This is a genomic window from Streptomyces sp. NBC_01460, from assembly GCF_036227405.1.
Classification (GTDB): Bacteria; Actinomycetota; Actinomycetes; order Streptomycetales; family Streptomycetaceae; genus Streptomyces.
This window is the reverse complement of record NZ_CP109473.1, coordinates 2900085-2924961: the sequence shown is the minus strand read 5'-3', so window position 1 is coordinate 2924961 and position 24877 is coordinate 2900085. Positions and strand designations below refer to the sequence as shown.

Sequence of the window (24877 nt, the reverse complement as noted above, 5' to 3'; positions counted from 1 at the left end):
GTCAGCCCTTCACTCCAGTCAGTGTGACGCCTTCTACGAAGGCCTTTTGTGCGAAGAAGAACACGATGATGACCGGCGCCATGACCAGCAGGGTCGCCGCCATCGTCAGGTTCCAGTTGACCGCGTGGGCGCTCTTGAAGGACTCCAGGCCGTAACTCAGCGTCCAGGCGCCCGGATTCTGCGCCGCGTAGATCTGGGGTCCGAAGTAGTCGTTCCAGCAGTAGAAGAACTGGAAGAGCGCGACGGCGGCGATGCCCGGCTTGGCCATCGGCACGACGATCCGCAGGAGCGTCCGGAGCTCACCGCACCCGTCGACCTTCGCCGACTCGATGTACTCCTGCGGGATGGTGAGCAGGAACTGCCGCAGCAGGAAGATCGAGTAGGCGTCGCCGAACGCCATCGGGATGATCAGCGGCCACAGCGAGCCCGAGAGGTGGAGCTGCTGCGACCAGACCAGGTACATCGGGATGACGATGACCTGCGGCGGCAGCATCATCGTGGAGATGACGAGGATCATCGCGGTGCGCCGGCCGCGGAAGCGGAACTTGGCCAGGGCGTAGGCGACCGGCACCGACGAGCACACCGTGAACACCGTGCCGAGCAGGGCGTACATCAGCGAGTTGCGCCACCAGTCGAGGAACCCCGGGGTGTGGAAGACGGTCGAGTAGTTCGACCAGTGCCAGGAGTCCGGCCACAGGTCGCCGCTCATCGCCTGGCTGTCGCTCATCACCGAGGTGAGGAGGACGAAGACGAACGGCAGGACGAAGAAGAGGGCGAGTGCCACGGCCACGGAGTGGACGGCGATCCAGTTCAGGACGCGCCTGCGCCGGTGCGAGGCCGCGTCCGCGCCGCGCGGCCGGGTCGTCACGGGAGCTTCCGGCCTGGTCAGGGTGGTGCTGGTCATCTCAGTCCTCCGCCGGAATGAGGCCGACGCTCTTGCGCATCAGCAGAAGGGTGACGCCCATGGCGATCGCGAAGAGCACGAGGGAGAGCACGCACGCGGCACCGGTGTTGAAGTTCTGGAAGCCCATCGAGTAGACGAGCTGCGGCACCGTCAGGGTGGAGTGGTCCGGGTATCCGGGCTGGATCACCGTGCCGGGGCCGATGGAGACGCCCGAGGCGAGCTTCCCCGCGACGAGGGCCTGCGTGTAGTACTGCATCGTCTGCACGACGCCGGTGACGACGGCGAACAGCACGATCGGGGTGATGGCGGGCCAGGTGACGAAACGGAACTTCGTCCAGGCACCGGCACCGTCGAGATCGGCGGCCTCGTACTGCTCCTTCGGCACGTCCAGGAGCGAGGCCATGAAGATGACCATCAGGTCGCCGATGCCCCACAGGGAGAGCAGGACCAGTGAGGGCTTCGACCAGTTCGGGTCGTTGAACCAGCTCGGGCCGTGCAGGCCGACCCACGAGAGCATCTCGTTGACCGGTCCCGTGGACGGGTTGAGGAGGAAGACGAAGGCCACGGTGGCCGCGACCGGCGGGGCCAGGTACGGGATGTAGAAGGCCGTACGGAACAGCCCCACGCCGGTCTTGATCTTCGTGATGAGCAGCCCGATGCCGAGGCCGAACACCACGCGCAGCGCGACCATGACGACGACCAGCCAGAGGGTGTTCCACAGGGCCGGGCCGAACAGCGGCATCTGCTCGAACACGTACCTCCAGTTCCGCAGCCCCACGAAGGTGGGCGCCTTGATCTGGTTGTAGTGCATGAACGAGAAGTAGACGGTCGCGATCAGCGGATAGCCGAAGAAGACCGAGAAGCCGACCAGCCAGGGCGAGAGGAACCCCAGGGTGCGCAGTCGCTCGCGGTTCCTCTTGCGTCGCAGCGGGGTGGTGCGGGGGGCCGGATCGGTCCCCCGGCCGGCGGACTTCGCCGAGGTGGGAAGGGAAAGTGCCATGACCCGGCTCCTCAGTTCTCCGACTGGACGTTGTCGGCGTCGATCTGGTCGTCGAGGTCCTGCAGGGCCTTGTGCAGGTTCTTCGTCCTGCCGGCCTCGACGGACTGCGAGAAGTCCCCGAACGAGTTGATGTACTGCCCGCCGTTGTTCGAGGGGGGAACGGCCTGGCTGTGCGGGTTCCGGGCGATCGAGAGGAAGGCGCGGAACGCCGGATCGGCGTCCAGGTCGGGCGACTTCAGCGCGTCGAACGTGGAGGGCACGTTGTGGATGGCGTTGGCGAAGTGGACGACCGCCTCGGTGTCGATCGTCAGGTACTTCACCAGCTCCCAGGCGGCGTTCTGGTGCACGCTGCTGTGCGCGATGCCCGCGACGGTGCCGGTGAGGTACCCCCGCCCGTAGGTGTCGGCCTGGTCGTCGGGGACCGGCAGCGGGGCCACGCCCCAGTCGAAGTCCGCCTTGGCCTCGTCGAGCATCAGCCCGCGCCACTCGCCGTCCAGATGCATGGCGAGCTTGCCGGTCAGGAAGCCGTTCTGGGACGACATCTCGTCGCCGAACGTGGCGCGCAGCCGCTCCATGGCGTGGTAGCCGCCCTGGGCGTCGGAGAGACCCCGCATGGCGGAGAAGAACTGCTCGGTCTTCGGCTCGTCGGCGAGCTTCGCCTTGCCCTCGTCGTCGAAGTACCGCGGCCCCCACTGCGCGAACATCCGGTCGGGGGCGTTCTGGTAGAGCTGGAAGTTCGGCATGAAGCCGGCGCGTTCGAGCGAGCCGTCCTTCTTCTTCCGCGTCAGCTTGACCGCGTCGGCCTTCATCTCGGACATGGTGTGCGGGGGCCGGCTGATCCCGGCCTCCTCGAAGGCGTCCTTGTTGTAGTACATGCCGAACGCGTCGGCGAGCAGCGGCGTCGCGCACTGGACGCCCTCGTACCGGGTGTAGTCCAGCAGGGTCTTCGGGAAGACCTTCGTCTTGTCGATCCCGCTCTTCTTCAGGAAGGGGTCGAGGTCCACCCACATGCCGGAGGAGCAGTACTGCCCGACGTTGTTGGTCGTGAAGGACGTGACGACGTCGGGTGCGTCGTCACCGCCGGCCCGCAGCGCCTGGTTGATGGTCTCGTCGCTCACGTTGCCCGTGGAGACGACGTCGATGTTGGGGTGGAGTTTCTCGAAGCGGGCGATGTTCTCCTTGATCGCCTTGGCCTCGCTCGGCGCCGACCAGCCGTGCCAGAACTTCAGCGTGACCGGTTTCGTGGGGTCGTCGGTGTTGCTGCCGGTGCTCGGGTTCGCGCAGCCGGCCAGCAGCAGTGCGGCCGCGCCGAGCGCCACGGGCACCCGGGTACGGATGTGCCATCGCGCCATGTCGGACTTCCTTAGCGGGAGGGGGAGGGAGGGAGCGGCAGGCATGGAGGTGCCGTACGGGCCACCGGACCGGGGGCGCCGCCGCGGGGTGACGGGTGGTTCAGACGGTGTCGAAAACGGTGTCGCGGGCCTGGGCGAGAGCGGTGCGCAGTGCGCCGGTCAGGATCGGGTTCCCCGCGATGTCGCTGATGCGCAGCAGGGGCCTGGGCAGTGCCAGGCCGGTCAGTTCGGCCTCGACCAGCGTGCGGAGCGCCTCGCCGCCCGCCTGGGCCACGCGTCCGGAGAGGACGACCAGTTCGGGATCGACCACGGCGACCACGGCGGCGAGCCCCGTGGCCAGCCGGCGGGCGACCTCGGCGCGGACGGCTTCGTCGGCGAGCGCCTCCGCCAGCGGCCTCCCGCCGGCCAGGGCACGTATCGCGGGGCGGGAGACGAGGCTCTGGAAGCCGCCCCCCGCGTCCGGACCCGCCCAGTCCCTTTCGCCGCCGCGGGCGAGCGGGGCGCCCGGCAGCGGCATGTAGCCGATCTCCCCCGCGCCGCCGGTGGCGCCGCGCAGGAGGGAGCCTCCCAGCACGATGGCCGCGCCCACACCCTCGTCGAGCCAGGCGAGGACGAAGTGGTCGTGGTCCTGCGCGGCGCCCTCGTACTGCTCGGCCATGGCGGCGAGGTTCACGTCGTTCTCGATGACGACCGGCCTGCCGACGACCTCGGCGAGGTCGGCGACGAGGGTGCGCGAGTGCCAGCCGGGCAGATGGGGTGCGTAGCGCAGCTGGCCGGTGTGCGGGTCGATCGCCCCCGGGGTCCCGATCACCACACCGTCGAGGTCGTCGTGGCCGAGGCCGGTCCCGCGCAGGGCGCCGTCCACGGCCTCGGCGACGAGCTGGGCGGTGCGGTGGCGTACGTCCTCCGCGACGGCTTCGGCCTCCACGCGGCAGGAGCCGATGACGGTGCCGGTGATGTCGGCGACGACGGCGTCGATGCCGGTGTGACCGACGGCGAGCGCCGCGACGTGTCCGGCGGCCGGGTCGATCTCGTAGAGCACCGCCCGGGGGCCCGGACGCCCGCTCTGGCTGCCGGTCGAACGGACCAGGCCGGCGTCCTCCAGTCGGGCGAGCAGCTGGGAGGCGGTGGGCTTGGAGAGCCCGGTGAGCTCGCCGATGCGGGTGCGGGTGAGGGGGCCCTGGGCGACCAGGAGATCGAGCGCGGCCCGGTCGTTCATGGCGCGCAGGACACGTGGGGTACCCGGTGTGGTTCCGGCCATGAGCGACGCGCCTTCCCTCTGTTAGGAAACTTTCCTATTCGTTGGGAGGAACGTAGGACCCGTGTCACCGGATCGTCAATGGGGTCAGGTGACACGAGTGCCGAAGCGTTACCTGACCATGGGCGCGGGCACGCGGAAGGGGCGCCCCGCGGTCTCGCGGAGCGCCCCTTCCCGTGGGTCCTACTTGGTCAGGTTCGGCGGGGGTATCGGGGTCGCCGCCAGGGACTGGGGGGACGTCGTCGACGCGTACGCCGAAGGCGCCGCCATGGCCGCCGTCGGGTCGGCCGTGGACTCGCCGCCCGCCTGGAGGGGGAGGGCGCCGACCATCCGGATGCCGGCCGCGTCCAGCGCCTGCTTGATCCGCCAGCGCAGCTCCCGCTCGACTCCCAGCGACTTGCCCGGCATGGTCTTCGCCGTGACCCGTACGGTCATCGAGTCGAGCAGCACCGCGTCCAGGCCGAGGATCTCCACCGGGCCCCACAGCCGCTCCGACCAGGGCTCCTCCTTGGTCATGGTGTCGCCCGCCTCGGCGATCGCCTTGCGGACCAGGTCCAGGTCCTCGACGGGGCGGACCGTGACGTCGACACCGGCCGTGGACCAGCCCTGGCTGAGGTTGCCGATCCGCTTCACCTCGCCGTTGCGGACGTACCAGATCTCGCCGTTGTCGCCGCGCAGCTTGGTGACCCGCAGGCCGACCTCGATGACCTCACCGGAGGCGACGCCCGCGTCGACCGTGTCGCCGACGCCGTACTGGTCCTCCAGGATCATGAAGACGCCGGAGAGGAAGTCGGTGACGAGGTTGCGCGCGCCGAAGCCCAGCGCCACACCGGCGACCCCCGCGGAGGCCAGCAGGGGGGCCAGGTTGATCTGGAAGGCCCCCAGGATCATCAGGGCCGCCGTGCCGAGGATCAGGAACGACGTGACCGAGCGGAGCACGGAGCCGATGGCCTCGGAGCGCTGGCGGCGGCGTTCCGCGTTGACCAGCAGGCCGCCGAGGGCCGTGCCCTCCACCGCCTGGGCACTGCGGTTCATCCGGTCGATGAGGTTGGTGAGGGCGCGCCGGATCAGGTAGCGCAGCACGATCGCGATGGCCGCGATGAGGATGATGCGGAGACCGGTGTTCAGCCAGGTGGACCAGTTCTCCTCGACCCAGCCTGCGGCGTTCCCCGCCCGTTCGGCGGCTTCGTCCAGCGAGCCGCCGGCCCCGGGTGACGGAGCTGCGGCCAGGAGGGCGGACAGGGACACGGCGGGGACCTCCAGGTGGGGCGGGAGCAGACCAACCACAGTAACGAAGCCGGGGGAGTGGTTCGTTGCCGCGGAGGAGGGAGATACACGTCTCACCCCGGGACGCGCGGGGTGCGGCCGGCCCCACGGCGGGGACGGCCGCCCTGCCGGGGCACCGGTTCCGGTGTGCCCGGGTCCGGCGTGCGGCGGACGGGTGAGAAAAATCCCTCGGGCCCGTTACCCGCACGTGGTGGCGCTCGGACCAGGCATAAGGAGAGACTGAGAGCGGATCGTCCCGGCGCGAGCCACGCGTCGCCGGCGTACAAGGAGGCATCCACGTGCCGCACGTCCTGGTTCTCAACGCTTCGTACGAGCCGCTCGGCGTCGTACCTCTCCGCCGCGCGCTCGTCCTCGTCCTCGAGAACAAGGCCATCTGCCTCGAGGAGTCCGGCGCCTTCATGCACAGCGCCACCCGTGCCGTGCCCGCGCCGAGCGTCGTCCGCCTCAAGCGGTTCGTGCGCGTCCCCTACCGGGGGCCCGTCCCCCTCACCCGCCGCGCGCTCTTCGCGCGGGACGGCGGCCGCTGCATGTACTGCGGCGCCGCCGCGACCAGCGTCGACCACGTCATCCCGCGCAGCCGCGGCGGGCAGCACGCCTGGGACAACGTGGTGGCCGCCTGCCGCCGCTGCAACCACGTCAAGGCGGACCGCCATCTGCCCGAGCTGGGCTGGCGGCTGCGGCATCAGCCGGCGCCGCCCAGCGGCCTGGCCTGGCGGATCATCGGCACCGGACACCGGGACCCACGCTGGCTGCCCTATCTGCAGCCGTTCGGCGCGGACGACGTGATGGCCCGGATCGACGGCGTTTCCGCCTGAGGACCGGGCCTTCGACGTACCGGGGCCCTCAGGGGGCGTCCGGGTCCTCAGGGGCCTTCGGGGCCTCGCCGGCGACGGCGTAGGCCTCGACCGACCACAGCGAGTAGCCGTACTCGGTGGCCCGCCCGTCGCCCTGGACCCTGATGAAGCGGGTGTCCTTCGCGTCCATCCGGACCGACTCGCGTCCGCCCGCGCCCTCCCGCACGGTCGCCGCCGTACGCCAGGTGCGGCCGTCCGGGGAGACCTGCACGCGGTAGCGGGAGGCGTAGGCGTCCTGCCAGCGCAGGACGACCTGGCCCAGCCGCACCGGTGCGGGGAGCTCGGCCTGCCACCAGGCGTTGTCCTCGACGGGTGAGGACCAGCGGGTCTCCGGGTCACCGTCCGAGGCCGCCGACGCCGGGAAGTCCGGGGTCTCGTCGCCGGAGGAGGACGCCTCGGCCGTACGCATCAGATCGGGGCCCGCCGTGCGCGGATAGGCCCGCACGGTCAGCGTGCTCTCCTGGCCCCCGAAGCTCAGCGGCACCTCGTACTCACCGGCCGGGGTGTCGGCCGGCACGGTGATGTCCACGGGGACGTGGGTGCGCGAGCCGCGTGTCACGGTCGACTGCTTCGGCACCTTCACCTCGATGCCCTTCGGTGCCTTCGCCTTCAGCTCGCCCTTCACCTCGCCCGGGCGCCCGCCGGCCAGCCGCGCCTCGACCCGCTGCGCACCGCCGCCGATCACGGCGTCCGTCCGGTCGCGTACGAGCGCGAGCCGGGCCGCCGGCTCGTCGCCGAACCACGGGACCAGCGCCCGCACCCGGGGGGCGTCCGAGGACGGGGGAGCCGTCCCGGTGACGCCCGGGGCCGGAGGCCCGACGAAGGCCGGGCGGGAGGAGGGGACGGTGACCCGGAGGGCGTCCGCCCGAAGCCCGCGCGCCGCCGTCTGCGTCCAGCCGGCGGCCGACAGGGGGCCGAGTCCGCGCCAGCCCTCACCCGGCACGTGGGCCTCCAGGACCGCGCCCGCCGAGCCGTCACCCGGCCGGGCCAGCGTGGTCACGGCCTCCAGCGGGCGGGCCCGGTCGAGACGGAGGGTGTAGCCGTGCGCGTCCCGGCTCGCCGTGCCCGCGTCGCGGTCGGTGCCGTTCCAGGCGTCGGCCTCGTCCAGGACCCGGTCCAGGAAGGGGTCCAGGACGCCCTTGCCGACGGTGGCCGGGTGCGCCCCGATCTCCTCGCGCAGCGGTTCGAGCGCCAGCTGGGCCCGCCAGGCGGCGGCCCCGTCGCCGCGTTCCTGGGCCTCCAGCAGATCGACGGCGAGCTCACCCGCCCGGCCGTACCTGGCCAGCTGCCCGGTCCACGGCCGCACCTCGTCCCGGAGCCGGCCGCTCGCGGGCGTCCCCAGCCGCTCGGGCGCCTGCCGCATCACTCCGAAGGCCGCCCGCAGCTCGCGCGCCGCCCTGTCCCCTCCCGCCGGGTCCGGGGCCGTACGCGACGTCCAGAACGCCTTCAGCAGCGGCCTCAGGTACGCCGACTCGTCGCCGCCCAGCACGGAGGTGGCGCTGTTGCCCGCCAGCGCGCCCAGGGCCTCCCGGGCGGCGGTGTCCCCGTCCGCCAGATCGTCCAGGGCGGCCTGCCAGGACTCCTGAGGCCGGTACTGCTTCGGGTTCCAGGCGAAGTCCGCGGCCGTGAACAGCGGGATCCGGGACGCCGACGGCTGCTCCATGGCGTTGGCCAGCAGCGCCGCCGAACCACCGGCCACCGCCGGGTCGCGGCCCGTGTAGGGGCCGAGGAAGATCCGGTCCTGCGCGTAGTCGTTGACCGGGTAGTTGTCCATGGTGACGAGGGGGTGGCGGAAGGCAGCCCGCGCGCCCGCCAGCTCCCGGCCGGTGATCGTCTTCGGCACGACCCCCACACCGGTCCAGGCCACCTGCACCCGGTGGTCCAGCGCCGCGGCGAGCGCCGTGCGGTAGTCGGTGGCGCCGTCCTGGTAGAACTCGGTCGGCATCACCGACAGCGGCTCCGCGTCCGGGTGCCGGTCCGCGAGGTGCCGGGCGACGGCGCTCGCGACCCGGGCCTGCGCCCTGGCCGCCGCCTCGGGCCCGCTGCCGTACGTCTCGGCGTCCTGGTCGCAGTGCCACTCGCTGTAGCTGACGTTCTGGAACTGCAGCTGGAAGGCCCGTACCCCGAGCGCCCACATCGCGTCGATCTTCCGGGTCAGCGCCCGGACGTCCGTGTCCGAGCTCATGCACATGGCCTGCCCGGGGGAGACGGCCCAGCCCAGCGTCACGTGCTCGGCGCGCGCCTTCGCGGCCAGCGCGCGGAAGCCGGCCCGTTCCTGGGCGGGGTACGGCTCACGCCAGCGGGTCTGCCGGTACGGGTCGTCGCCGGCCGCGTAGAGGTAGCGGTTCTGCTTCGTGCGTCCCATGAAGGCGAGCTGGGCCAGCCGCTCCTCCTGGCTCCACGGCTCCCCGTAGAACCCCTCGGTCGTGCCGCGCACGGCGGTACCCGGCCAGTCCCGGACCACCGCCCCGGCCACGGTGCCGTTCCGTACGAGCTGGCGCAGGGTCTGCACGGCGTGGAACAGGCCGTCCTCACCGACACCGTCCAGGGCGACGGTGGGCCGGTCGTCGGCCCGGCCCACGGCGAGGCGGTAACCCCCGGACGGCAGGTCGGCGCGTTCGGGGGCGCGCAGGGCCCGCAGCGCCCGGCCCGCGTCCGCGCCGCCGAGACGGATCACGGGGCCCTTGCCGGGCAGGGAGCCGTGCACCGTCCGGACCCCGGTGTCACGCAGGAGCTCCCTGAGCGCGTCCACCGCGTACGGGTCGGCCTGCGCGTCGGCCAGGAGGGTGACCTCGGAACCCAGGGGAACGGACCGTCCGGACGCCTCGACGGACTGCGGACGCGGCCAGACGGCGGGCAGCCGCGCGTCGGCCGTGTCGTCCGCGTGGTCCGGACTGGTCGCGGCGGGGCCGGAGGGATTGACGGGGGCCGCGACGGCGGCCGGCCCGAACGGGCCGAGCAGCCCGCCGATCACGGCGACGGCGACGGCTGTCGCATGCCTCCTGCGCCCGAGCTGCACGCCGTACTCCCTCACTCTGACCTCGCCCCGGCAGTGACGTCCGAGCCCACCACCCGGGCGCGGGGGTGTCAATGCGCATGGCTGTTTTGACTGATATGCCCGGTGTATTGCCTGGCGTGGCGCGTGGGCGTTCGGGGAAGTATCCCTGGGTGGCCTAAAACCGTTCATACCTGGCATGTGGGGGAACCTGATGTGACCCACGGCACGTTGGGCTCGTTGTCATAACGCGTATGTCACGTCCACGCCTGCACGCGCGCCTGCTGGGTAGGCCTGCTGTGTCCTGTTGTCCACGGCCAGGAGGCCCACATGCCCGCTTCCGCGCAGCTTCTGCTCTCCGCCCTCTCCAAACAGGTACCGAGCCTCACCGGGTCCGGCACGCCGGCAGGCGCGAAGTCCCCGGCCCTCACCGCCCCTCCGATGATCAGCGAGCTCCCGCTCGCCGACGTCTCCCACCTGGTCGGTGAACCCGCGTTCGCCGACAGCGCTCCTCTCATCAGCGAGCCCCCGCTCACCAGTGAGCCCCCGCTCGCCGACGCCACACCCCTCACGAGCGAGCCACCGCTCGCCGCCGTCGCCCCTCTGACCAGCGAGCCGACAGCACCCGGCACCGCAGGGGGCATGGAGTCCCCAGGAGTCTGAATGGGCTTGTCCCGGCTCGCCGCACTGCACGGCGTCGCCACCTCCTTCTCCCCGTCCGCGGACGTCACGGTGTCCGTCCCCGACGACACGGTCACGGCCGTGCTCGCCGCGCTGGGCGTCGACGCCGCCACGCCCGCGGAGGTGCGGAGATCGCTCACCGCAGCCGAATCGGCGGCGGCCTCCCGACTGCTCCCGCCGACGGTGGTGGCCTGGTCGGGAGAGCCGCTGCCGGCCGCGCTCGCCGCACTCCCGCCCGGCGCGGTCCTGACGGTCGACCCCGATCCGGACGCCTGCGGCCCCGCCGCGCCCCTGCGCATGCGCGTGCTCCCCGCACCGGCCCCGACGGAGGACACGCCGGTCACGCCCTCCTGGTGGACCGAACCACCCCTGGGTGTCCACCGGCTGACGGTCCGGACCGCCGATCGCCGGTACGCGACCACCACGCTCGTCGTCGCCCCGGACCGCGTACCCCAGCCGCCCGCGCGCACTCACGGATTCCTCGTCCAGCTCTACTCCCTGCTCTCCACCCGCTCCTGGGGCATGGGCGACCTCGCGGACCTGGCCGACCTCGCCGCCTGGGCGGGGCGGACCCTGGGCAGCGGATTCGTCCAGGTGAACCCGCTGCACGCCGCCGTACCGGGCGCGCCGACCGACCCCTCCCCGTACCGCCCCTCCTCGCGCCGCTTCCCCGACCCCGTGCACCTGCACATCGAGTCGATCCCGGAGTACGGCCATGTCCCCGAGCCCGGCAGGGCCGCCCTGGACGACCTGCGCCAGGAAGCCGCGGCGCTGCGCGAGGCCGTGCTGAACAAGGGCGCGCTGATCGACCGGGACGCCGTGTGGGAGCTCAAGAGACAGGCCCTGGAGCTCATCCACCAGGTCCCCCTGACCCCCGGGCGCCGCGCCGCGTACTGCGACTTCCTCGCCGCGCAGGGGCAGGCGCTGGAGGACCACGCCCTGTGGTGCGCCCTGGCCGAGGTCTACGGCCCCGGGTGGCGCACCTGGCCCGAGGGGCTGCGCGACCCCCGCTCCCCGCAGAGCGCCCGCGCCCGCACCGACCTGCTGGACCGGGTCGACTTCCACTGCCGGCTCGCCTGGCTGACGGACACCCAGCTCGCCACCGCGCAGAGTGCCGCGCGTGAGTCCGGCATGGCCGTCGGCATCGTCCACGACCTCGCCGTCGGCGTCCATCCCGACGGCGCGGACACCTGGGCCCAGCAGGACGCCTTCGCGCACGGCATGTCCGTCGGCGCGCCCCCCGACGCCTTCAACGCCCACGGCCAGGACTGGGGGCTGCCCCCCTGGCGCCCCGACGCCCTCGCCGCCTCCGGCTACGCCCCCTTCCGCCGGCTGCTGCGCGGTCTCCTCGCCCACGCCGGAGCGCTGCGCATCGACCACGTCATGGGTCTCTTCCGGCTCTGGTGGGTGCCCGAGGGGCGCCCGCCCACCGATGGCGCGTACGTCGCCCAGGACGCCGAGGCGATGCTCGCGGTCCTCGTCCTGGAGGCGCACCGTGCGGGAGCCGTCGTCATAGGGGAGGACCTCGGGACCGTCGAGCCCGGCGTGCGCGAGGCGCTGGCCCGGCGCGGGGTGCTCGGCACCTCGGTGCTCTGGTTCGAGCGCGACTGGGGCGGCACCGGGCGCCCCCTCGCCCCCGAGAAGTGGCGCGAGGGCTGTGTGGCCACGGCGACCACCCACGACCTCCCGTCCACCGCGGCCCGGCTGACGGGTGAGCATGTGACGCTCCGCCACCGGCTCGGGCTGCTCGGCCGCGGCCTGGAGCAGGAGCTGGCCGAGGACGCCGCCGACACCGCGGAGTGGCTGGCCTACCTGGCCCGGCTCCGTCTGCTGCCCGAGGGGGACGGCGACGAGGAGGCGGCCGTCCGCGCGGTCCACCGCTTCCTGCTGGCCACCCCGGCCCGGATGACCGGGATCTGGCTCCCGGACACCGTCGGCGACCGCCGTCCGCAGAACCTCCCCGGGACCTGGGACCAGTACCCCAACTGGCGCCTGCCCATCGCCGACGAGGAGGGCCACCCCGTCACGCTGGAGGAGATCACCGCCTCGCCCCGGCTGCACCGGCTGATGGCCGTCGTGCCGGACGGCCGGGAGTCCCGTACGGCACCCCCGGGCGCGCGCCCCTCGTAGGCGTTCGCTACGTTTGCACCGTGGACAAGAAGAACGCTATGCGCGCCGGCGCCGTCGCGGCCGGTACGACGCTGATGATGCTGCTCATGTCGTCCCCGGCGCTCGCGCTCACCCGCGACGACGGCGACGACCCGGGTCCGGGCCTCAACGTGATGGAGACCCTCGGCCTCTTCGTCGCGGCACCGATCGTCCTGTTCCTGGTCATCGCGGGACTCGTCATGGTCCTCGACAAGTCCAAGAAGCAGGCCTAGACAGCTGTTCTCCCGAGTGCGCCGCCGGTACGACGTACCGCGCGGCGCTCCGGCGTGTCCGGGCGCCCGGTAGGTTTCGGCCATGACCGAGTGGGACGTCAAGAAGCTCCGCATCCTGCGCACCCTGCGCGACCGTGGCACGGTCACCGCCACGGCCCAGGCCCTTCTCATGACCCCGTCGGCCGTCTCGCAGCAGCTCACCAACCTGGCCGGGCAGCTCGGCGTACCGCTCCTGGAGGCGCAGGGCCGCCGGGTCCGGCTCACCGACGCCGCGCATCTCGTCCTGCGCCACGCCGAGACGGTCTTCGCCCAGCTGGAGCGCGCCGACGCCGAGCTGACCGGCTATCTGCGGGGTGAGGCGGGACAGGTGCGGGTCGGCGCCTTCTCGACGGCCGTGCCCGCCCTCGTCGTACCGGCCGTACGGCTCCTGCGGGCCGGGGACCGTCCGGGCCCCGAGGTGCGCGTACGGGAGGCGGAGGCCGCCCAGGCGTACGAGCTCCTGTCTGCGGGGGAGGTGGACCTCGCCCTCTCCCTGGCGGCGCACGCGCCCACGGCCCGGGACCCCCGCTTCACCCTGCTGCCGCTGCTGGCCGATCCGCTGGACGTCGCGCTGCCCGTGGACCACCGCCTTGCCCGCGCGCCGGGCCTCCGGCTGGCCGATCTCGCCGCCGAACCCTGGATCTTCGGGGGGTCGGGCCCCTGGTCGGAGATCACGAGGGCCGCGTGCGAAGCGGCGGGGTTCGTGCCCGAACAGGCCCACAGCGCCTCGGGCTGGACCGCGATCCTGGCCATGGTGGAGGCCGGGATGGGGGTCGCCCTCGTCCCCCGGATGGCGTCCGCCGCGGACCGGTCGGGTGACGGCGTGGCCATGCGGGTCCTGGAGTCGGACCGCCCGCGCCGCCATGTCGTGGCGGCCGTGCGGCAGGGCGCGGAGCAGGGGCCGGCGGTGGCGCGGGTGCTGACGGCGCTCCAGTCGGTGGCGGGGGCCGAGGAGCGCCGGGCCGGGGACCGGTGAGCAGCCGGTGGCGAGGGCCCGTGAGGCGCCCGGCCGGCACAGGGCCCCGTGCCCTCCGGGGCCGGACGCCGGGTCGATGGAGCGGCGTTCCAGATGTGCCAGACTGTCCCCATGGCAACGCGGACACCACGGACCCGGCGGCGCGCCGAGGCACTCTCCCGGGAGCGCATCGTCGCGGCCGCCGTCGAGCTGCTCGACACGGCCGGTGAGGGCGGGCTGACGTTCCGGGTGCTGACCGAGCGCCTCGCCACCGGCCCCGGCGCGATCTACTGGCACGTGGCGAACAAGGGTGAGCTGCTCGGCGCGGCGACCGACGCCGTCGTCGCCGACGCTGTGGCGGTCACGCCCGGCGGGTCCCCGGACTCGCCGCAGGAGGGCGTCCGCGCCGTCGCGCTCGGTCTGTTCGACGCGATCGAGCAACACCCGTGGCTCGCCACGCAGCTGGCCACCCAGCTCTCCCGCAACCCCTGGGGGCCGGTGACGCCGCGGATCTTCGAGAGCATCGGACGGCAGGTCCGCGCGATGGGCGTACCCGAGTCCGACTGGACCACGGCGACCTCGGCGCTGATGCACTACGTCCTCGGTGCCGCCGCACAGAACGCGGCGAACGTCGAGGGCGCCCGCGCCCTCGGGCCCGGTGCGGACCGCGCCGAGTTCCTCGACTCCGTGTCGGCCGCGTGGGAGGAGCTCGACCCCGACGAGTACCCGTTCACCAGGGCCGCCGCGGACCAGATGCGCGGGCACGACGACCGGGAGCAGTTCCTGGCGGGGATCGACTTCATCCTCTCCGGCGTCACGGCCCGTCCGCCGGCCACGTAGCGGTCTCGCCCCCCGGGGGTGCGACCTTTCGACAAAACTGAAAGAACCGTACGAAAAGTTTCGATGGACCTGACAGGTCCCGGTGGGTGACAGTCATGACATGACCACCGACGCGAACGAGACCGCATTCCACGACACCGACCCCCACGCGAACGACGCGGCCCCTTACGGCGGGGGCGACCCTTACGCCGACTACCGGGCGGCCACCGGCCTCTCCTTCACCGACCTCGTCGACCTCGCGGACCGCCGCCTCGGCGCGGGCGTGATCGCCGCCAACGACGAGTTCTTCGCCGAGCGCGAGAACCTCCTGATCCGCGAACCCGCGGTCTTCGACCCCGAGCGCTTCGGCCACAAGGGCAAGATCATGGACGGCTGGGAGACCCGCCGCCGCCGCGGCGCCGACGCGGACCACCCCTTCCCCGCCCCCGGGGACCACGACTGGGCGATCGTCCGCCTCGGCGCCCCCGGGATCATCCGGGGCATCATCGTCGACACCGCCCACTTCCGGGGCAACTACCCGCAGCGCGTCTCCGTCCAGGCGGTGGCGGTCGAGGGCTCCCCGAGCCCCGAGCAGCTCCTCGCCGACGACGTGAAGTGGGAGGAGCTCGTCCCGCCGACGCCGGTACGCGGCCACGCCGCCAACGCCTTCGAGATCACCGGCGACCGCCGCTACACCCACCTGCGCCTCTGCCAGCACCCCGACGGCGGCATCGCCCGACTCCGCGTCCACGGCGAGGTCGTCCCGGACCCGGCGTGGCTCGCGGCGCTGGGCACGATCGACCTGATCTCGATCATGAACGGCGGCACCTACGAGGACGCCTCGGACCGCTTCTACTCCTCGCCGGCCCAGATCATCCTGCCCGGCACCTCCCGCAAGATGGACGACGGCTGGGAGAACCGCCGCCGCCGGGTCCGCGACACGAACGACTGGGTACGCTTCCGGCTCCCCGCCCAGGGCGCGGTGCGCGCCGTCGAGATCGACACGGCCTACCTGAAGGGCAACGCGGCCGGCTGGATCAGCCTCCAGGGCCGCGACGGCACGACGGGCGAGTGGTCCGAGATCGTCCCGCGCACCCGGCTCCAGCCCGACACGGTGCACCGCTTCGTCCTGGACACCGAGGCCGTGGTCACCCACGTCCGCCTCGACGCCTTCCCCGACGGCGGCGTCGCCCGGATGCGGCTCCACGGCTCGCTGACGGAGGCGGGCGCGGCCGAACTGGCCCGCCGGTACGAGCGGTCCAGGGGCTGACGCCCCGGGACCACCCCGACTCCCGCCCGGTGGACGGCTGCGCGTTAGACGCCCGTCCGCCGGGCGGTTCTCATTCCGGCGGCGCCGTGGGGGCGCGCCGGGGGAGGATGTGGGCAACGAGCGGGAACCGGCGGTGCGGACACGGGAGGGCGGCCATGCTGCGCGTCAAGGACTTCGATCATCTGGTGCTCAACGTGAGCGACGTCGAGCGGGCGCTGGAGTTCTACTGCGGGCCGCTGGGCCTGGAGCCGGTCCGGGTGGACGAGTGGCGCTCGGGCACGGTCTCGTTCCCGTCGGTACGGGTCAGCCCGACCACCGTCATCGATCTGCTCGACGGCCCCCGGGGCGAGTCGAACGTGGACCACATCTGCCTGGTCGTCGAGCCGCTGGACTGGCAGCAGGTCATCGACTCGGGCACCTTCACCGTGCTGGACGGCCCGGGGGAACGGTTCGGCGCCCGGGGCCGGGCGCAGTCCCTCTACGTGGAGGATCCGGACGGCAACACCGTCGAGCTCCGCTGGTATCCGCAGGACGCGGGGGAGCGGGCTGCCGGGGAGCCGCTCGCCCGGGAGGTCCGGGACCTCGCGGACCGCGCCGCCGTCGTCGACACCGTCACCGCGTACGCCACCGCGCTGGACACCAGGGACTGGGAGGCGCTCCGCGGTCTGTTCACCGAGGACGCGTCCTGGGAGTACAGCGGGTCGGGCATCGCCGTCTCCGGGCCGGAGGCCGTCGTACGGCAGATCAGTGCGGGCGTACGGCCCCTGGACGCCACGCAGCACCTGCTCGGCAACCATGTCGTCACCGTCAGCGGTGACGAGGCGGAGCACACCTGCTACTTCCACGCCCAGCACGTCCGGACAGGGCTGCCCGGAGGTGAGACGTTCCTCGGAGCGGGCCGTTACGAGGACCGGCTGCGCCGCACACCGGACGGCTGGCGTCTGGCGCGCCGTGTCGTGACCAGCGTGTGGAGCGAGGGCAACCCCGGTGTGTTCGGCGGAGAGCCGGACGCCGGCACGGAAGAGGGCGCCCCCTGACGGGGACGCCCTCTCGTCATCGGGCCGGGGCCGCTAGGCGGTGGCCGCCGCGGCGTCCGCCGCCTGCGCCTTCAGCGCACGCTCCACGCCCGAACGGGACTCCGACACCAGCCGGCGCAGGGCCGCGCTCGGCCGCACCGCTTCGAGCCAGGCGTCCGTGGCGTCCAGGGTCTCCTGCGAGACGTGGAGGGACGGGTAGAGGCCCACGGCGATCTGCTGGGCCATCTCGTGGCTGCGGGTGTCCCAGACGTCCTTCACTGCCGTGAAGTACTTCTCCGCGTACGGAGCCAGCAGCTCACGCTGTTCGGTCTGCACGAACCCGTCGATGACCGACTCCTGGAGGGAGTTCGGCAGCTTGTCCGACTCGACGACCGACGCCCACGCCTCGGCCTTCGCCTCCTCGGAGGGCTGGGCCGCGCGTGCGGAGGCCGCGTGGCGCTCGCCGGCCGCCGTCCTGTCGCGCTCGTACTCGGCGGTGATCTCCTCCTCGTCGAGCAGGCCGGTCGCGGCCAGGCGCTGCACGAACGCCCAGCGCAGCTCGGTGTCGACGGCCAGGCCCTCGATCTCCTGGGTGCCGTCCAGCAGCGACTGCAGCACGTCCAGGTGGAGCGGGCTGCGGGCCGTCGCCGCGAAGGCGCGGGCCCACGCCAGCTGGTGGTCACTGGCCGGCTCCGCCGCGCGCAGGTGCGCCAGCGTCGCCTCGGTCCACTGGTTCAGACCCGCCTCGCGCCACTCCGGGGCGGCGTAGAGGTCCAGGGCCAGCTTCACCTGGCGGTGCAGCGACTGCACGACGCCGATGTCCGTCTCCTTGCCGATCCCGGAGAGGACCAGCGCCAGGTAGTCGCGCGTCGCCAGCTCGCCGTCGCGCGTCATGTCCCAGGCCGAGGCCCAGCTCAGCGCGCGCGGCAGGGACTCGGTGAAGTCGCCCAGGTGCGCGGTGACGACCCGCAGCGACTCCTCGTCGAGGCGGACCTTCGCGTACGACAGGTCGTCGTCGTTGAGCAGGACGACCGCCGGGCGGGCCGTGCCGGACGGGAACGGCACGGTGGTCCGCTCGCCGTCGACGTCCAGCTCGATCCGGTCCGTGCGGACCAGCTTCCCGCCCCCGGCCCCGGTCTCGTCGAAGGAGTAGCAGCCGATGGCGATCCTGTGCGGGCGCAGTGTCGGCTCGCCCTTCGCCCCGGCGGGGAGCGCGGGGGCCTCCTGGAGGACCGTGAACGAGGTGACGTGGCCGTTCTCGTCGGTCTCGATCTCCGGGCGGAGGATGTTGATCCCGGCCGTCTCCAGCCACGCCTTCGACCAGGTCTTCAGGTCACGGCCGGAGGTCTCCTCCAGCGCGCCCAGCAGGTCCGACAGGCGCGTGTTCCCGAAGGCATGCGCCTTGAAGTACGCCTGCACGCCCTGGAAGAACGCGTCCTTGCCGACGTACGCCACGAGCTGCTTCAGGACCGAGGCGCCCTTCGCATACGTGATCCCGTCGAAGTTCACCAGGACGTCGTCGAGGTCCTGGATGTCCGCCATGATCGGGTGCGTCGACGGCAGCTGGTCCTGGCGGTACGCCCACGTCTTCATGGAGTTGGCGAACGTCGTCCAGGAGTGCGGCCACCGGGAGCCCTCGGCGTCCGACAGGCAGGCGATCGAGGTGTACGTGGCGAACGACTCGTTCAGCCAGAGGTCGTTCCACCACTCCATGGTCACCAGGTCGCCGAACCACATGTGGGCCAGCTCGTGGAGGATGGTCTCGGCCCGCGTCTCGTACGCCGCGTCCGTGACCTTCGAGCGGAAGACGTACTGGTCGCGGATGGTGACCGCGCCGGCGTTCTCCATCGCACCGGCGTTGAACTCCGGGACGAAGAGCTGGTCGTACTTGGCGAACGGGTACGCGTAGTCGAACTTCTCCTGGAACCACTCGAAGCCCTGACGCGTGACCGCGAAGATCTCGTCCGCGTCCAGGTACTCGGCGAGCGAGGGGCGGCAGTAGATGCCGAGCGGGACGGACTGGCCGTCCTTCTCGTAGCTGCTGTGCACCGCGTGGTACGGGCCGGCGATCAGGGCCGTGATGTAGGTGGAGACGCGCGGCGTCGGCTCGAAGGACCAGACGTCGTCCTTCGGCTCGGGCGTCGGCGAGTTGGAGATCACGGTCCAGCCCGCCGGGGCCTTCACGGTGAACCGGAAGGTCGCCTTCAGGTCGGGCTGCTCGAAGCTGGCGAACACCCGGCGGGCGTCCGGCACCTCGAACTGGGTGTAGAGGTAGGCCTGCTCGTCGACCGGGTCGACGAAGCGGTGCAGCCCCTCACCCGTGTTCGTGTACGAGCAGTCGGCGACGACCTTGAGCTCGTTGGTGCCGGCCCGGAGGTGCTTCAGCGCGATCCGGGCGTCCCGGAAGACGGCGGCGACGTCGAGGCTCCTGCCGTTCAGCACGACGTCGTGGACCGCGGGGGCCACCAGGTCGATGAAGGTCTCGGCACCGTCCTCGGCGGAGTCGAAGCGCACGGTGGTGACGGACCGGTAGGTGCCGCCCTCCTGCGCGCCGGAGAGGTCGAGATCGATCTCGTACGCGTCCACGGTCAGCAGGCGCGCCCGCTCCTGTGCCTCTTCGCGGGTCAGATTCGTGCCAGGCACGCGGTCATCTCCTTTGATGTGCGATGTTTTCGCCATCCTTCCACGTACGGAGCGCCCAACGCGATGTCCGTTTTCCGCCGGACCGGCGGAGGCGCACGGGCCACCCTCGGACCATGACCGCATACGAGGCGCGGCCCATCGGGCCGGACACCCTGGAAGAGCTCCGCACGACCGACGACGCGGGGCGGCCCTGCGTCCCGTACACGGCCACGGAGGGCGGCGAGCCCCTGCGCTGCTGCCTGCGCGGCGCCGAACCGGGCGAGAGGATCGCCCTGGTCTCCTACGCGCCGCTGCGCCGCTGGGCGGTGGAGACCTGGGCGCGCCCCGGGGCGTACGACGAGCAGGGGCCGGTCTTCGTCCACGCCGAGGAGTGCGAGGGGCCGGCGGACGACCGGCCCGGCTATCCGTTCTCCCGGGCGGGCGCCCTGCGCACGGTCCGGCGCTACGACGCCGACGGCAGGATCGTCGGAGGCCGGCTGCTGGAGATCCCGGCCGAGGAGGAGCAGGGCTTCGACGCGGCCCTCGCGGAGGCGTTCGCGGACCCGCGGGTGGTGCTGGCGCACGTACGGGCCGTGGAGTACGGGTGCTTCCACTTCGAGGTGCGGGCCGGCTGACGGCGGGACTCCGGGAACCGGACTCTCCGGCAGGATGGTGCCATGAGGATCACCGTGAATCTGCCGCAGGAGGACATCGACTTCCTCGACGCGTATGCCACGGCGGCCGGCCTGCCGTCCCGCTCGGCTGTGCTCCACGTGGCGGTCGCACTGCTGAGGAAGGCCGATCAGGAAGCAGACCGCGAGACGCGGTGACAGAGGCCCGGCACATCGAGGAAGGGGTGGCCACCGGAGTCCGGTGGCCACCCCTTCACCGTACGACGGCTCAGCCCTTGAGCTCCGCCGCCACCAGCTCCGCGATCTGGACCGCGTTCAGCGCGGCGCCCTTGCGCAGGTTGTCGTTGGAGACGAACAGCGCGAGGCCGTGCTCGACCGTCTCGTCGTTCCGGATGCGGCCCACGTACGAGGCGTCCTTGCCGGCCGCCTGAAGCGGGGTCGGGATCTCCGAGAGCTCGACGCCCTCGGCGTCCTTGAGCAGCTCGTAGGCGCGCTCCACGCTGATCGGGCGGGCGAAACGGGCGTTGATCTGGAGGGAGTGGCCGGAGAAGACCGGGACCCGGACGCAGGTGCCGGAGACCTTGAGCTCCGGGATCTCCAGGATCTTGCGGGACTCGTTGCGGAGCTTCTGCTCCTCGTCCGTCTCGAAGGAGCCGTCGTCGACGATCGAACCCGCGAGCGGCAGCACGTTGAAGGCGATCGGACGCTTGTAGACGCCCGGCTCGGGGAAGTCGACCGCGCCGCCGTCGTGCGTCAGCTTGTCCGCGTCGGCGACGACCTTGGAGGCCTGGCCGTGCAGCTCCGCGACGCCCGCGACGCCGGAGCCCGACACCGCCTGGTAGGTGGCGACCGTCAGCGCGTCGAGCTGCGCCTCCTGGTGCAGGGGGCGCAGCACGGGCATGGCGGCCATCGTGGTGCAGTTCGGGTTGGCGATGATGCCCTTGGGGCGGTTCTTGATCGCGTGCGCGTTGACCTCGGAGACCACCAGCGGGACCTCGGGGTCCTTGCGCCAGGCGGATGAGTTGTCGATCACCACGGCACCCTGGGAGGCGACCTTCTCGGCCAGTGCCTTCGAGGTCGCGCCGCCCGCGGAGAACAGCACGATGTCCAGCCCGGTGTAGTCCGCCGTGGAGGCGTCCTCGACGGTGATGTCCGTGCCCTCGTACGCGAGGGTGGAGCCTGCGGAACGGGCGGAGGCGAAGAGCCGCAGCTCGGCGACGGGGAACTTCCGCTCGGCCAGGATCCTGCGCATGACTGTGCCGACCTGACCGGTGGCGCCGACGATTCCGACCTTCACGAGAACTCCCTCACAGACGCGAACGGGCACGGTTGCCGGTCCATGATGCTTATGTCCATGGCCCCTATGTCCAATCCATTGTCCGGCAGGCGGACAGGCCGCGCACAGCGCTGTGGGGCGGGTGCCCTTGCGAGCCCCCGCCCCACAGTGTTCCGGTGTCGTACGGATCACACCGTCGCTACGGCTACGGCGTGACCTTCTCGATCACGACGCTGCCGGTGCCCGCCGCGGTGCCGCGGGCGTTCACGAGCTGGACCTCGCCGAAGAACTGCCGGCCCTCGGGAGCCGCTCCGGCGACCACGACCTCGGCGCCGACCTGGGCGGACGCGCCGTTGACCAGGTTCACGGCCTTCGACTCGTCGACCTTGATCGCGCCGAGCGACGGGGCGTAGTACACGTCCCGGTAGTCGTACTCGGTGGTCCCGGCCGGGACCGAGTAGCCGTCGATGACGACGGTGTACGTGCCCGCCGCCGGCTTCACCAGGCTGACCGACTCCTCCGAGCCCGCCGTCGTCGAGGCTCCGACTTCGGTGCCGTCCTCGGAGTAGACGTACAGGTCGATGTCGGCGTTGGCGTCCGAGGTGTTGCCGATGGCGACGTCGAGCTTCTCGACGCCCTCACCGATGGTGACCGTCTTGGTGTACTCGCCGCCGGTGGAGATCGACGGGCGCTCGACGTCCGCCGAGCCCAGCGAGCCGCCCTTGAGGGAGCCCTTCAGGTCACCGGCGTTGTTGGTGACCGTCCAGTTCACCGCGGCCGGGGTGCCGATCTTCGCCTCGGCGATGGTCTGCACCGCCGGGTCGAAGGAGGCGCCCAGCAGCGAGACGTCCAGCTTGTACGGGTTGTCGAGCAGCGGCGACGTACGGCGGGACTCGACCTCGATCTCCCAGACGCCGGGCTGCGGGGCCTTGTAGGAGCGCGTGTCCGGACGGCAGGTGTTGGCCGGGTTCTCGTAGTTCGGGTAGCAGTTGATCGTGGAGCTGTCCTCCACCGCGACCCCGTAGGGGTGGATGGAGATGAACCGCGTCTGGCTGCCCGAGCGCAGGGCGCTCAGCGCGACCTCCAGGGTCTCGGCGCCCTCGGGGACGTTCACGAAGTACGACGTGGTGCCGTTGCGCTGCACCGAGCCGGTCGTCGAGAACGCGTAACCCGGCTTCACGAGGTCCTTGGCGACGACCACCGTGGAGAGGATCTGCTGGTCGATGCCGGAGGTCTTCTTGTCGTCCACCTGCAGGATGGCGCTGTGGACGCCGTCCTTGACGGGCTTCGCCCTGACCTTGATCTTCACCGGGGTGCCGAGCGGCAGCGAGACGTACTCGGGGCTGCTCAGCCCGAACGTGCCGTCGTTGTTCTTCCACGACAGCTTGTGCTGGACGTCGCGGTCCGGGCCCGTGGTGCGGGTGACGGTGATGTCGTAGTACTTCGTCTGGCCGGTCTTCAGGCCGCCCTCGCGGTCGTACAGGCCGGTGCCGAAGCCCGGGTCCTTGAGCGCGAAGTCGATCGCGGTGTCGACCGGGGCCTTCACCGTGTACTCGTGCGCCGGGGTGCCCTGCTTCTCGATCTGCTTCCAGGCGCCGACGATGTCGATCAGACCGGCACCCTGGGCGTGCGCGGGCACGCCGTCGATGTGGGTGGCCGTGCTGGTCAGCGCGGTCCGCAGGTCGGCCGGGGGCAGCTCGATGTGCTTCTGCTTCGCGGCGGACAGCAGCAGCGCGGTCGCACCGGCGGCCTGCGGCGAGGACATCGAGGTGCCCTGCAGCATGGAGTAGCCGGCGGGGAGGGTGTAGCCCGCCTCCTTGACCGGACCGCCCGGGAACCAGGTCTGCGTGGTGTTGATCGACGCACCCGGTGCCGTCAGGGTCGGCGTGAAGCCGCCGTCCTCACGCGGGCCGCGCGAGGAGAAGGGCAGCATGTCGTACTTCTTGGTGACGTTCGAGCCGTAGTTGGCGGCCCAGGTCTCCTTGGAGATCGACGCGCCCACGGAGATGACGTGGTCGGCGAGGCCGGGGTCACCGATGGTGTTGACGCCGGGGCCCTCGTTGCCGGCCGAGATGACCAGCTGGACGCCGTAGATGTCGATGAGGCGCTTGTAGAGCTCGGCGCGCGCGTTGTTGCCGTCGTTGAGGGGCGGCAGGCCGCCGATCGACATGTTGACGACGTCGACGCCGCGGTTGACGACGAGGTCGATCATGCCCTCGGTCAGCGCGATGTTGGTGCAGCCGCCGGACCAGGTGCAGGCACGCGAGGAGACGACCTTGGCGCCGGGCGCCGCGCCGTTCATCTTGCCGCCGAACAGGCCGTTGGCCGCGGTGATGCCCGCGACGTGGGTGCCGTGCTCGCTCTCGATGACGCCGATGTTCACGAAGTCGGCCTTGGCGCCGGCCGCGTTGTAGACGACGTCCTTGCGGGTCTCGACGACGAACGGGATGCGCTCGACGATCTGCGTCGCCGGGTTGTCCGTGCCGAAGTAGCCGACCTGGTGCTTGTCCTTGTACGGCTTGAGCACGGCTTCGTCGCCGAAGTCCGCGTCGTTGTCCAGGTCCACCCGGACGGTGCCGGCGACCGCGTCGTAGAGCACGGCCCAGACGTCGGTGGTGTCCCCGTCCCGGTTCAGGTCCCCGGCCATGTCGCCACCCTTGGTGGCGGCCTCGGAGAAGAGCTGGATCTTGTAGGACCCCTCCGGCGCCGAGTAGGTGCGGCCGCCGATGGTGAACGTCGGGCCGGCCACGGCGGCGGTCATCCGCAGCCAGGTGCCGTCGCCGTCGCTGACGGGGTCGGTCGCCGTCACCCAGTCGACGATCTTGCGCTCGCCGGTGGTGGTCTTCTGGAGTGCGGGGTGGCCGAGGTCGACACCGGAGTCCAGGACACCGATGGTGATCCCGCGGCCGTCGGCCTTCGGGTGCTGCTTCACGAAGTCGACCGCGCCCGTCTCGAAGGACGGGTTGTACGGGTTCTTCGCCGGGGTGTTCCTGCCCGGGGCCGCGTAACTGCCCGTGTCCTTCGGCTGCTTCGCCCCGGTGGCCCGGTCGCCCGCGGGCGTCGGGTCGTCCAGCTTGATCTCCTGCTTGAGATCGATGCCCTGGACGGAGGAGAGCTTCTGCGCCGCCTTGATGGTGGCCTCGGCGGTCGCGGTCGGCACGGTCGCCCGGACGTAGCCGAGCTTGTCGTACGTCCGCCCCAGCACGGACCCCTTGACGGAGTCCAGCTGTTCGGCGACCTGCTCGGTCGCGCCCGGGGTGGTGGCGACCATCATGGTGATGGTCTTCTCGCCCTCGGCCTCGGCCTTCGCCAGCACACCGGCGTCGGCCTCGCCCAGCTTGTCGCCCTTCGCGCTCGTGGCGGCGGGCTTCACGGGGGAGGGCGCCGGGTCGTCGGCGGCGAACACCGGGGCGGCGCCGGAGGCGGCCAGCGCGGCCGCCAGACCGGCCGCTGCGGCTATGCGCGCCGCGCGTCTCGCCCCGGGTATGGAGCTGGGGGATTCCTTGGTCATCAGCATCCCTGTTTGTGAAAGAAAG

Annotated in this window: 18 protein-coding genes and 2 pseudogenes; 11 read left to right on the top strand and 9 right to left on the bottom strand. The window is 71.9% G+C overall.

The window, feature by feature from the left end; genetic code table 11:
- Position 1: 1 nt before the first annotated feature.
- The 5 genes from OG488_RS12975 to OG488_RS12955 form a co-directional block, all read right to left on the bottom strand.
- Positions 2 to 904 carry a carbohydrate ABC transporter permease gene (locus OG488_RS12975; protein ID WP_329228906.1) on the bottom strand — a complete coding sequence of 301 codons (903 nt, stop codon included), beginning with the start codon at positions 902 to 904 and terminating at the stop codon, positions 2 to 4.
- 1 nt (position 905) lies between these two features.
- Positions 906 to 1904, bottom strand: coding sequence for a carbohydrate ABC transporter permease (locus tag OG488_RS12970; protein ID WP_329228904.1), 999 nt, complete (start codon positions 1902 to 1904; stop codon positions 906 to 908).
- 11 nt (positions 1905 to 1915) lie between these two features.
- Positions 1916 to 3256 (bottom strand): ABC transporter substrate-binding protein, encoded by a 1341-nt coding sequence (locus tag OG488_RS12965; protein WP_329228903.1) that lies wholly within the window; start codon positions 3254 to 3256, stop codon positions 1916 to 1918.
- Between the two features lie 100 nt (positions 3257 to 3356).
- Positions 3357 to 4517 (bottom strand): ROK family transcriptional regulator, encoded by a 1161-nt coding sequence (locus tag OG488_RS12960; RefSeq protein ID WP_329228901.1) that lies wholly within the window; start codon positions 4515 to 4517, stop codon positions 3357 to 3359.
- 180 nt (positions 4518 to 4697) lie between these two features.
- On the bottom strand, positions 4698 to 5762 hold the full coding sequence (locus OG488_RS12955) for a mechanosensitive ion channel family protein (RefSeq protein ID WP_329228899.1): 1065 nt from the start codon (positions 5760 to 5762) through the stop codon (positions 4698 to 4700).
- Between the two features lie 317 nt (positions 5763 to 6079).
- Here OG488_RS12955 and OG488_RS12950 point away from each other — a divergent pair, with 317 nt between their 5' ends.
- A complete protein-coding gene (locus OG488_RS12950; protein ID WP_104785722.1) occupies positions 6080 to 6616 on the top strand; it encodes an HNH endonuclease in 537 nt (178 codons plus the stop codon).
- Positions 6617 to 6644: 28 nt separating this feature from the next.
- On the opposite strand, the gene OG488_RS12945 is transcribed toward OG488_RS12950, so the two are convergent.
- A complete protein-coding gene (locus tag OG488_RS12945; protein WP_329228897.1) occupies positions 6645 to 9674 on the bottom strand; it encodes a beta-N-acetylglucosaminidase domain-containing protein in 3030 nt (1009 codons plus the stop codon).
- A gap of 306 nt (positions 9675 to 9980) precedes the next feature.
- Here OG488_RS12945 and OG488_RS12940 point away from each other — a divergent pair, with 306 nt between their 5' ends.
- The 8 genes and pseudogenes from OG488_RS12940 to OG488_RS12905 all read left to right on the top strand — a co-directional run.
- Positions 9981 to 10313, top strand: a complete 333-nt coding sequence (locus OG488_RS12940) for a hypothetical protein (RefSeq protein ID WP_329228896.1) — start codon at positions 9981 to 9983, stop codon at positions 10311 to 10313.
- Positions 10314 to 12461 (top strand): 4-alpha-glucanotransferase, encoded by a 2148-nt coding sequence (malQ, locus tag OG488_RS12935; RefSeq protein ID WP_329228894.1) that lies wholly within the window; start codon positions 10314 to 10316, stop codon positions 12459 to 12461.
- Positions 12462 to 12481: 20 nt separating this feature from the next.
- Positions 12482 to 12712, top strand: a complete 231-nt coding sequence (locus OG488_RS12930) for a hypothetical protein (RefSeq protein WP_443074214.1) — start codon at positions 12482 to 12484, stop codon at positions 12710 to 12712.
- 82 nt (positions 12713 to 12794) lie between these two features.
- Positions 12795 to 13727 carry a LysR substrate-binding domain-containing protein gene (locus tag OG488_RS12925; RefSeq protein WP_329228892.1) on the top strand — a complete coding sequence of 311 codons (933 nt, stop codon included), beginning with the start codon at positions 12795 to 12797 and terminating at the stop codon, positions 13725 to 13727.
- Positions 13728 to 13838: 111 nt separating this feature from the next.
- Positions 13839 to 14546, top strand: coding sequence for a TetR/AcrR family transcriptional regulator (locus OG488_RS12920; protein ID WP_329228890.1), 708 nt, complete (start codon positions 13839 to 13841; stop codon positions 14544 to 14546).
- A 100-nt stretch (positions 14547 to 14646) separates the two neighbouring features.
- Entirely contained in the window at positions 14647 to 15795 is a 1149-nt protein-coding gene (alc, locus tag OG488_RS12915; RefSeq protein ID WP_329228888.1) for an allantoicase, read from the top strand.
- Between the two features lie 155 nt (positions 15796 to 15950).
- Positions 15951 to 16331 (top strand): annotated as a pseudogene (locus tag OG488_RS12910) (VOC family protein); the annotation flags it as partial.
- A 54-nt stretch (positions 16332 to 16385) separates the two neighbouring features.
- Positions 16386 to 16832 (top strand): annotated as a pseudogene (locus tag OG488_RS12905) (nuclear transport factor 2 family protein); the annotation flags it as partial.
- A gap of 33 nt (positions 16833 to 16865) precedes the next feature.
- On the opposite strand, the gene pepN reads toward OG488_RS12905, so the two are convergent.
- Positions 16866 to 19454, bottom strand: coding sequence for an aminopeptidase N (gene pepN, locus OG488_RS12900; RefSeq protein WP_329228886.1), 2589 nt, complete (start codon positions 19452 to 19454; stop codon positions 16866 to 16868).
- 113 nt (positions 19455 to 19567) lie between these two features.
- Here pepN and OG488_RS12895 point away from each other — a divergent pair, with 113 nt between their 5' ends.
- Entirely contained in the window at positions 19568 to 20068 is a 501-nt protein-coding gene (locus OG488_RS12895; protein WP_329228884.1) for a DUF1203 domain-containing protein, read from the top strand.
- Positions 20069 to 20110: 42 nt separating this feature from the next.
- Positions 20111 to 20263: a hypothetical protein gene (locus OG488_RS12890; protein ID WP_329228882.1), complete on the top strand. Its 153-nt coding sequence runs from the start codon at positions 20111 to 20113 to the stop codon at positions 20261 to 20263.
- A 70-nt stretch (positions 20264 to 20333) separates the two neighbouring features.
- On the opposite strand, the gene OG488_RS12885 is transcribed toward OG488_RS12890, so the two are convergent.
- Entirely contained in the window at positions 20334 to 21362 is a 1029-nt protein-coding gene (locus tag OG488_RS12885; RefSeq protein WP_329228880.1) for an aspartate-semialdehyde dehydrogenase, read from the bottom strand.
- A 184-nt stretch (positions 21363 to 21546) separates the two neighbouring features.
- A complete protein-coding gene (locus OG488_RS12880) occupies positions 21547 to 24858 on the bottom strand; it encodes a S8 family serine peptidase (RefSeq protein ID WP_329228878.1) in 3312 nt (1103 codons plus the stop codon).
- Positions 24859 to 24877 lie beyond the last annotated feature (19 nt).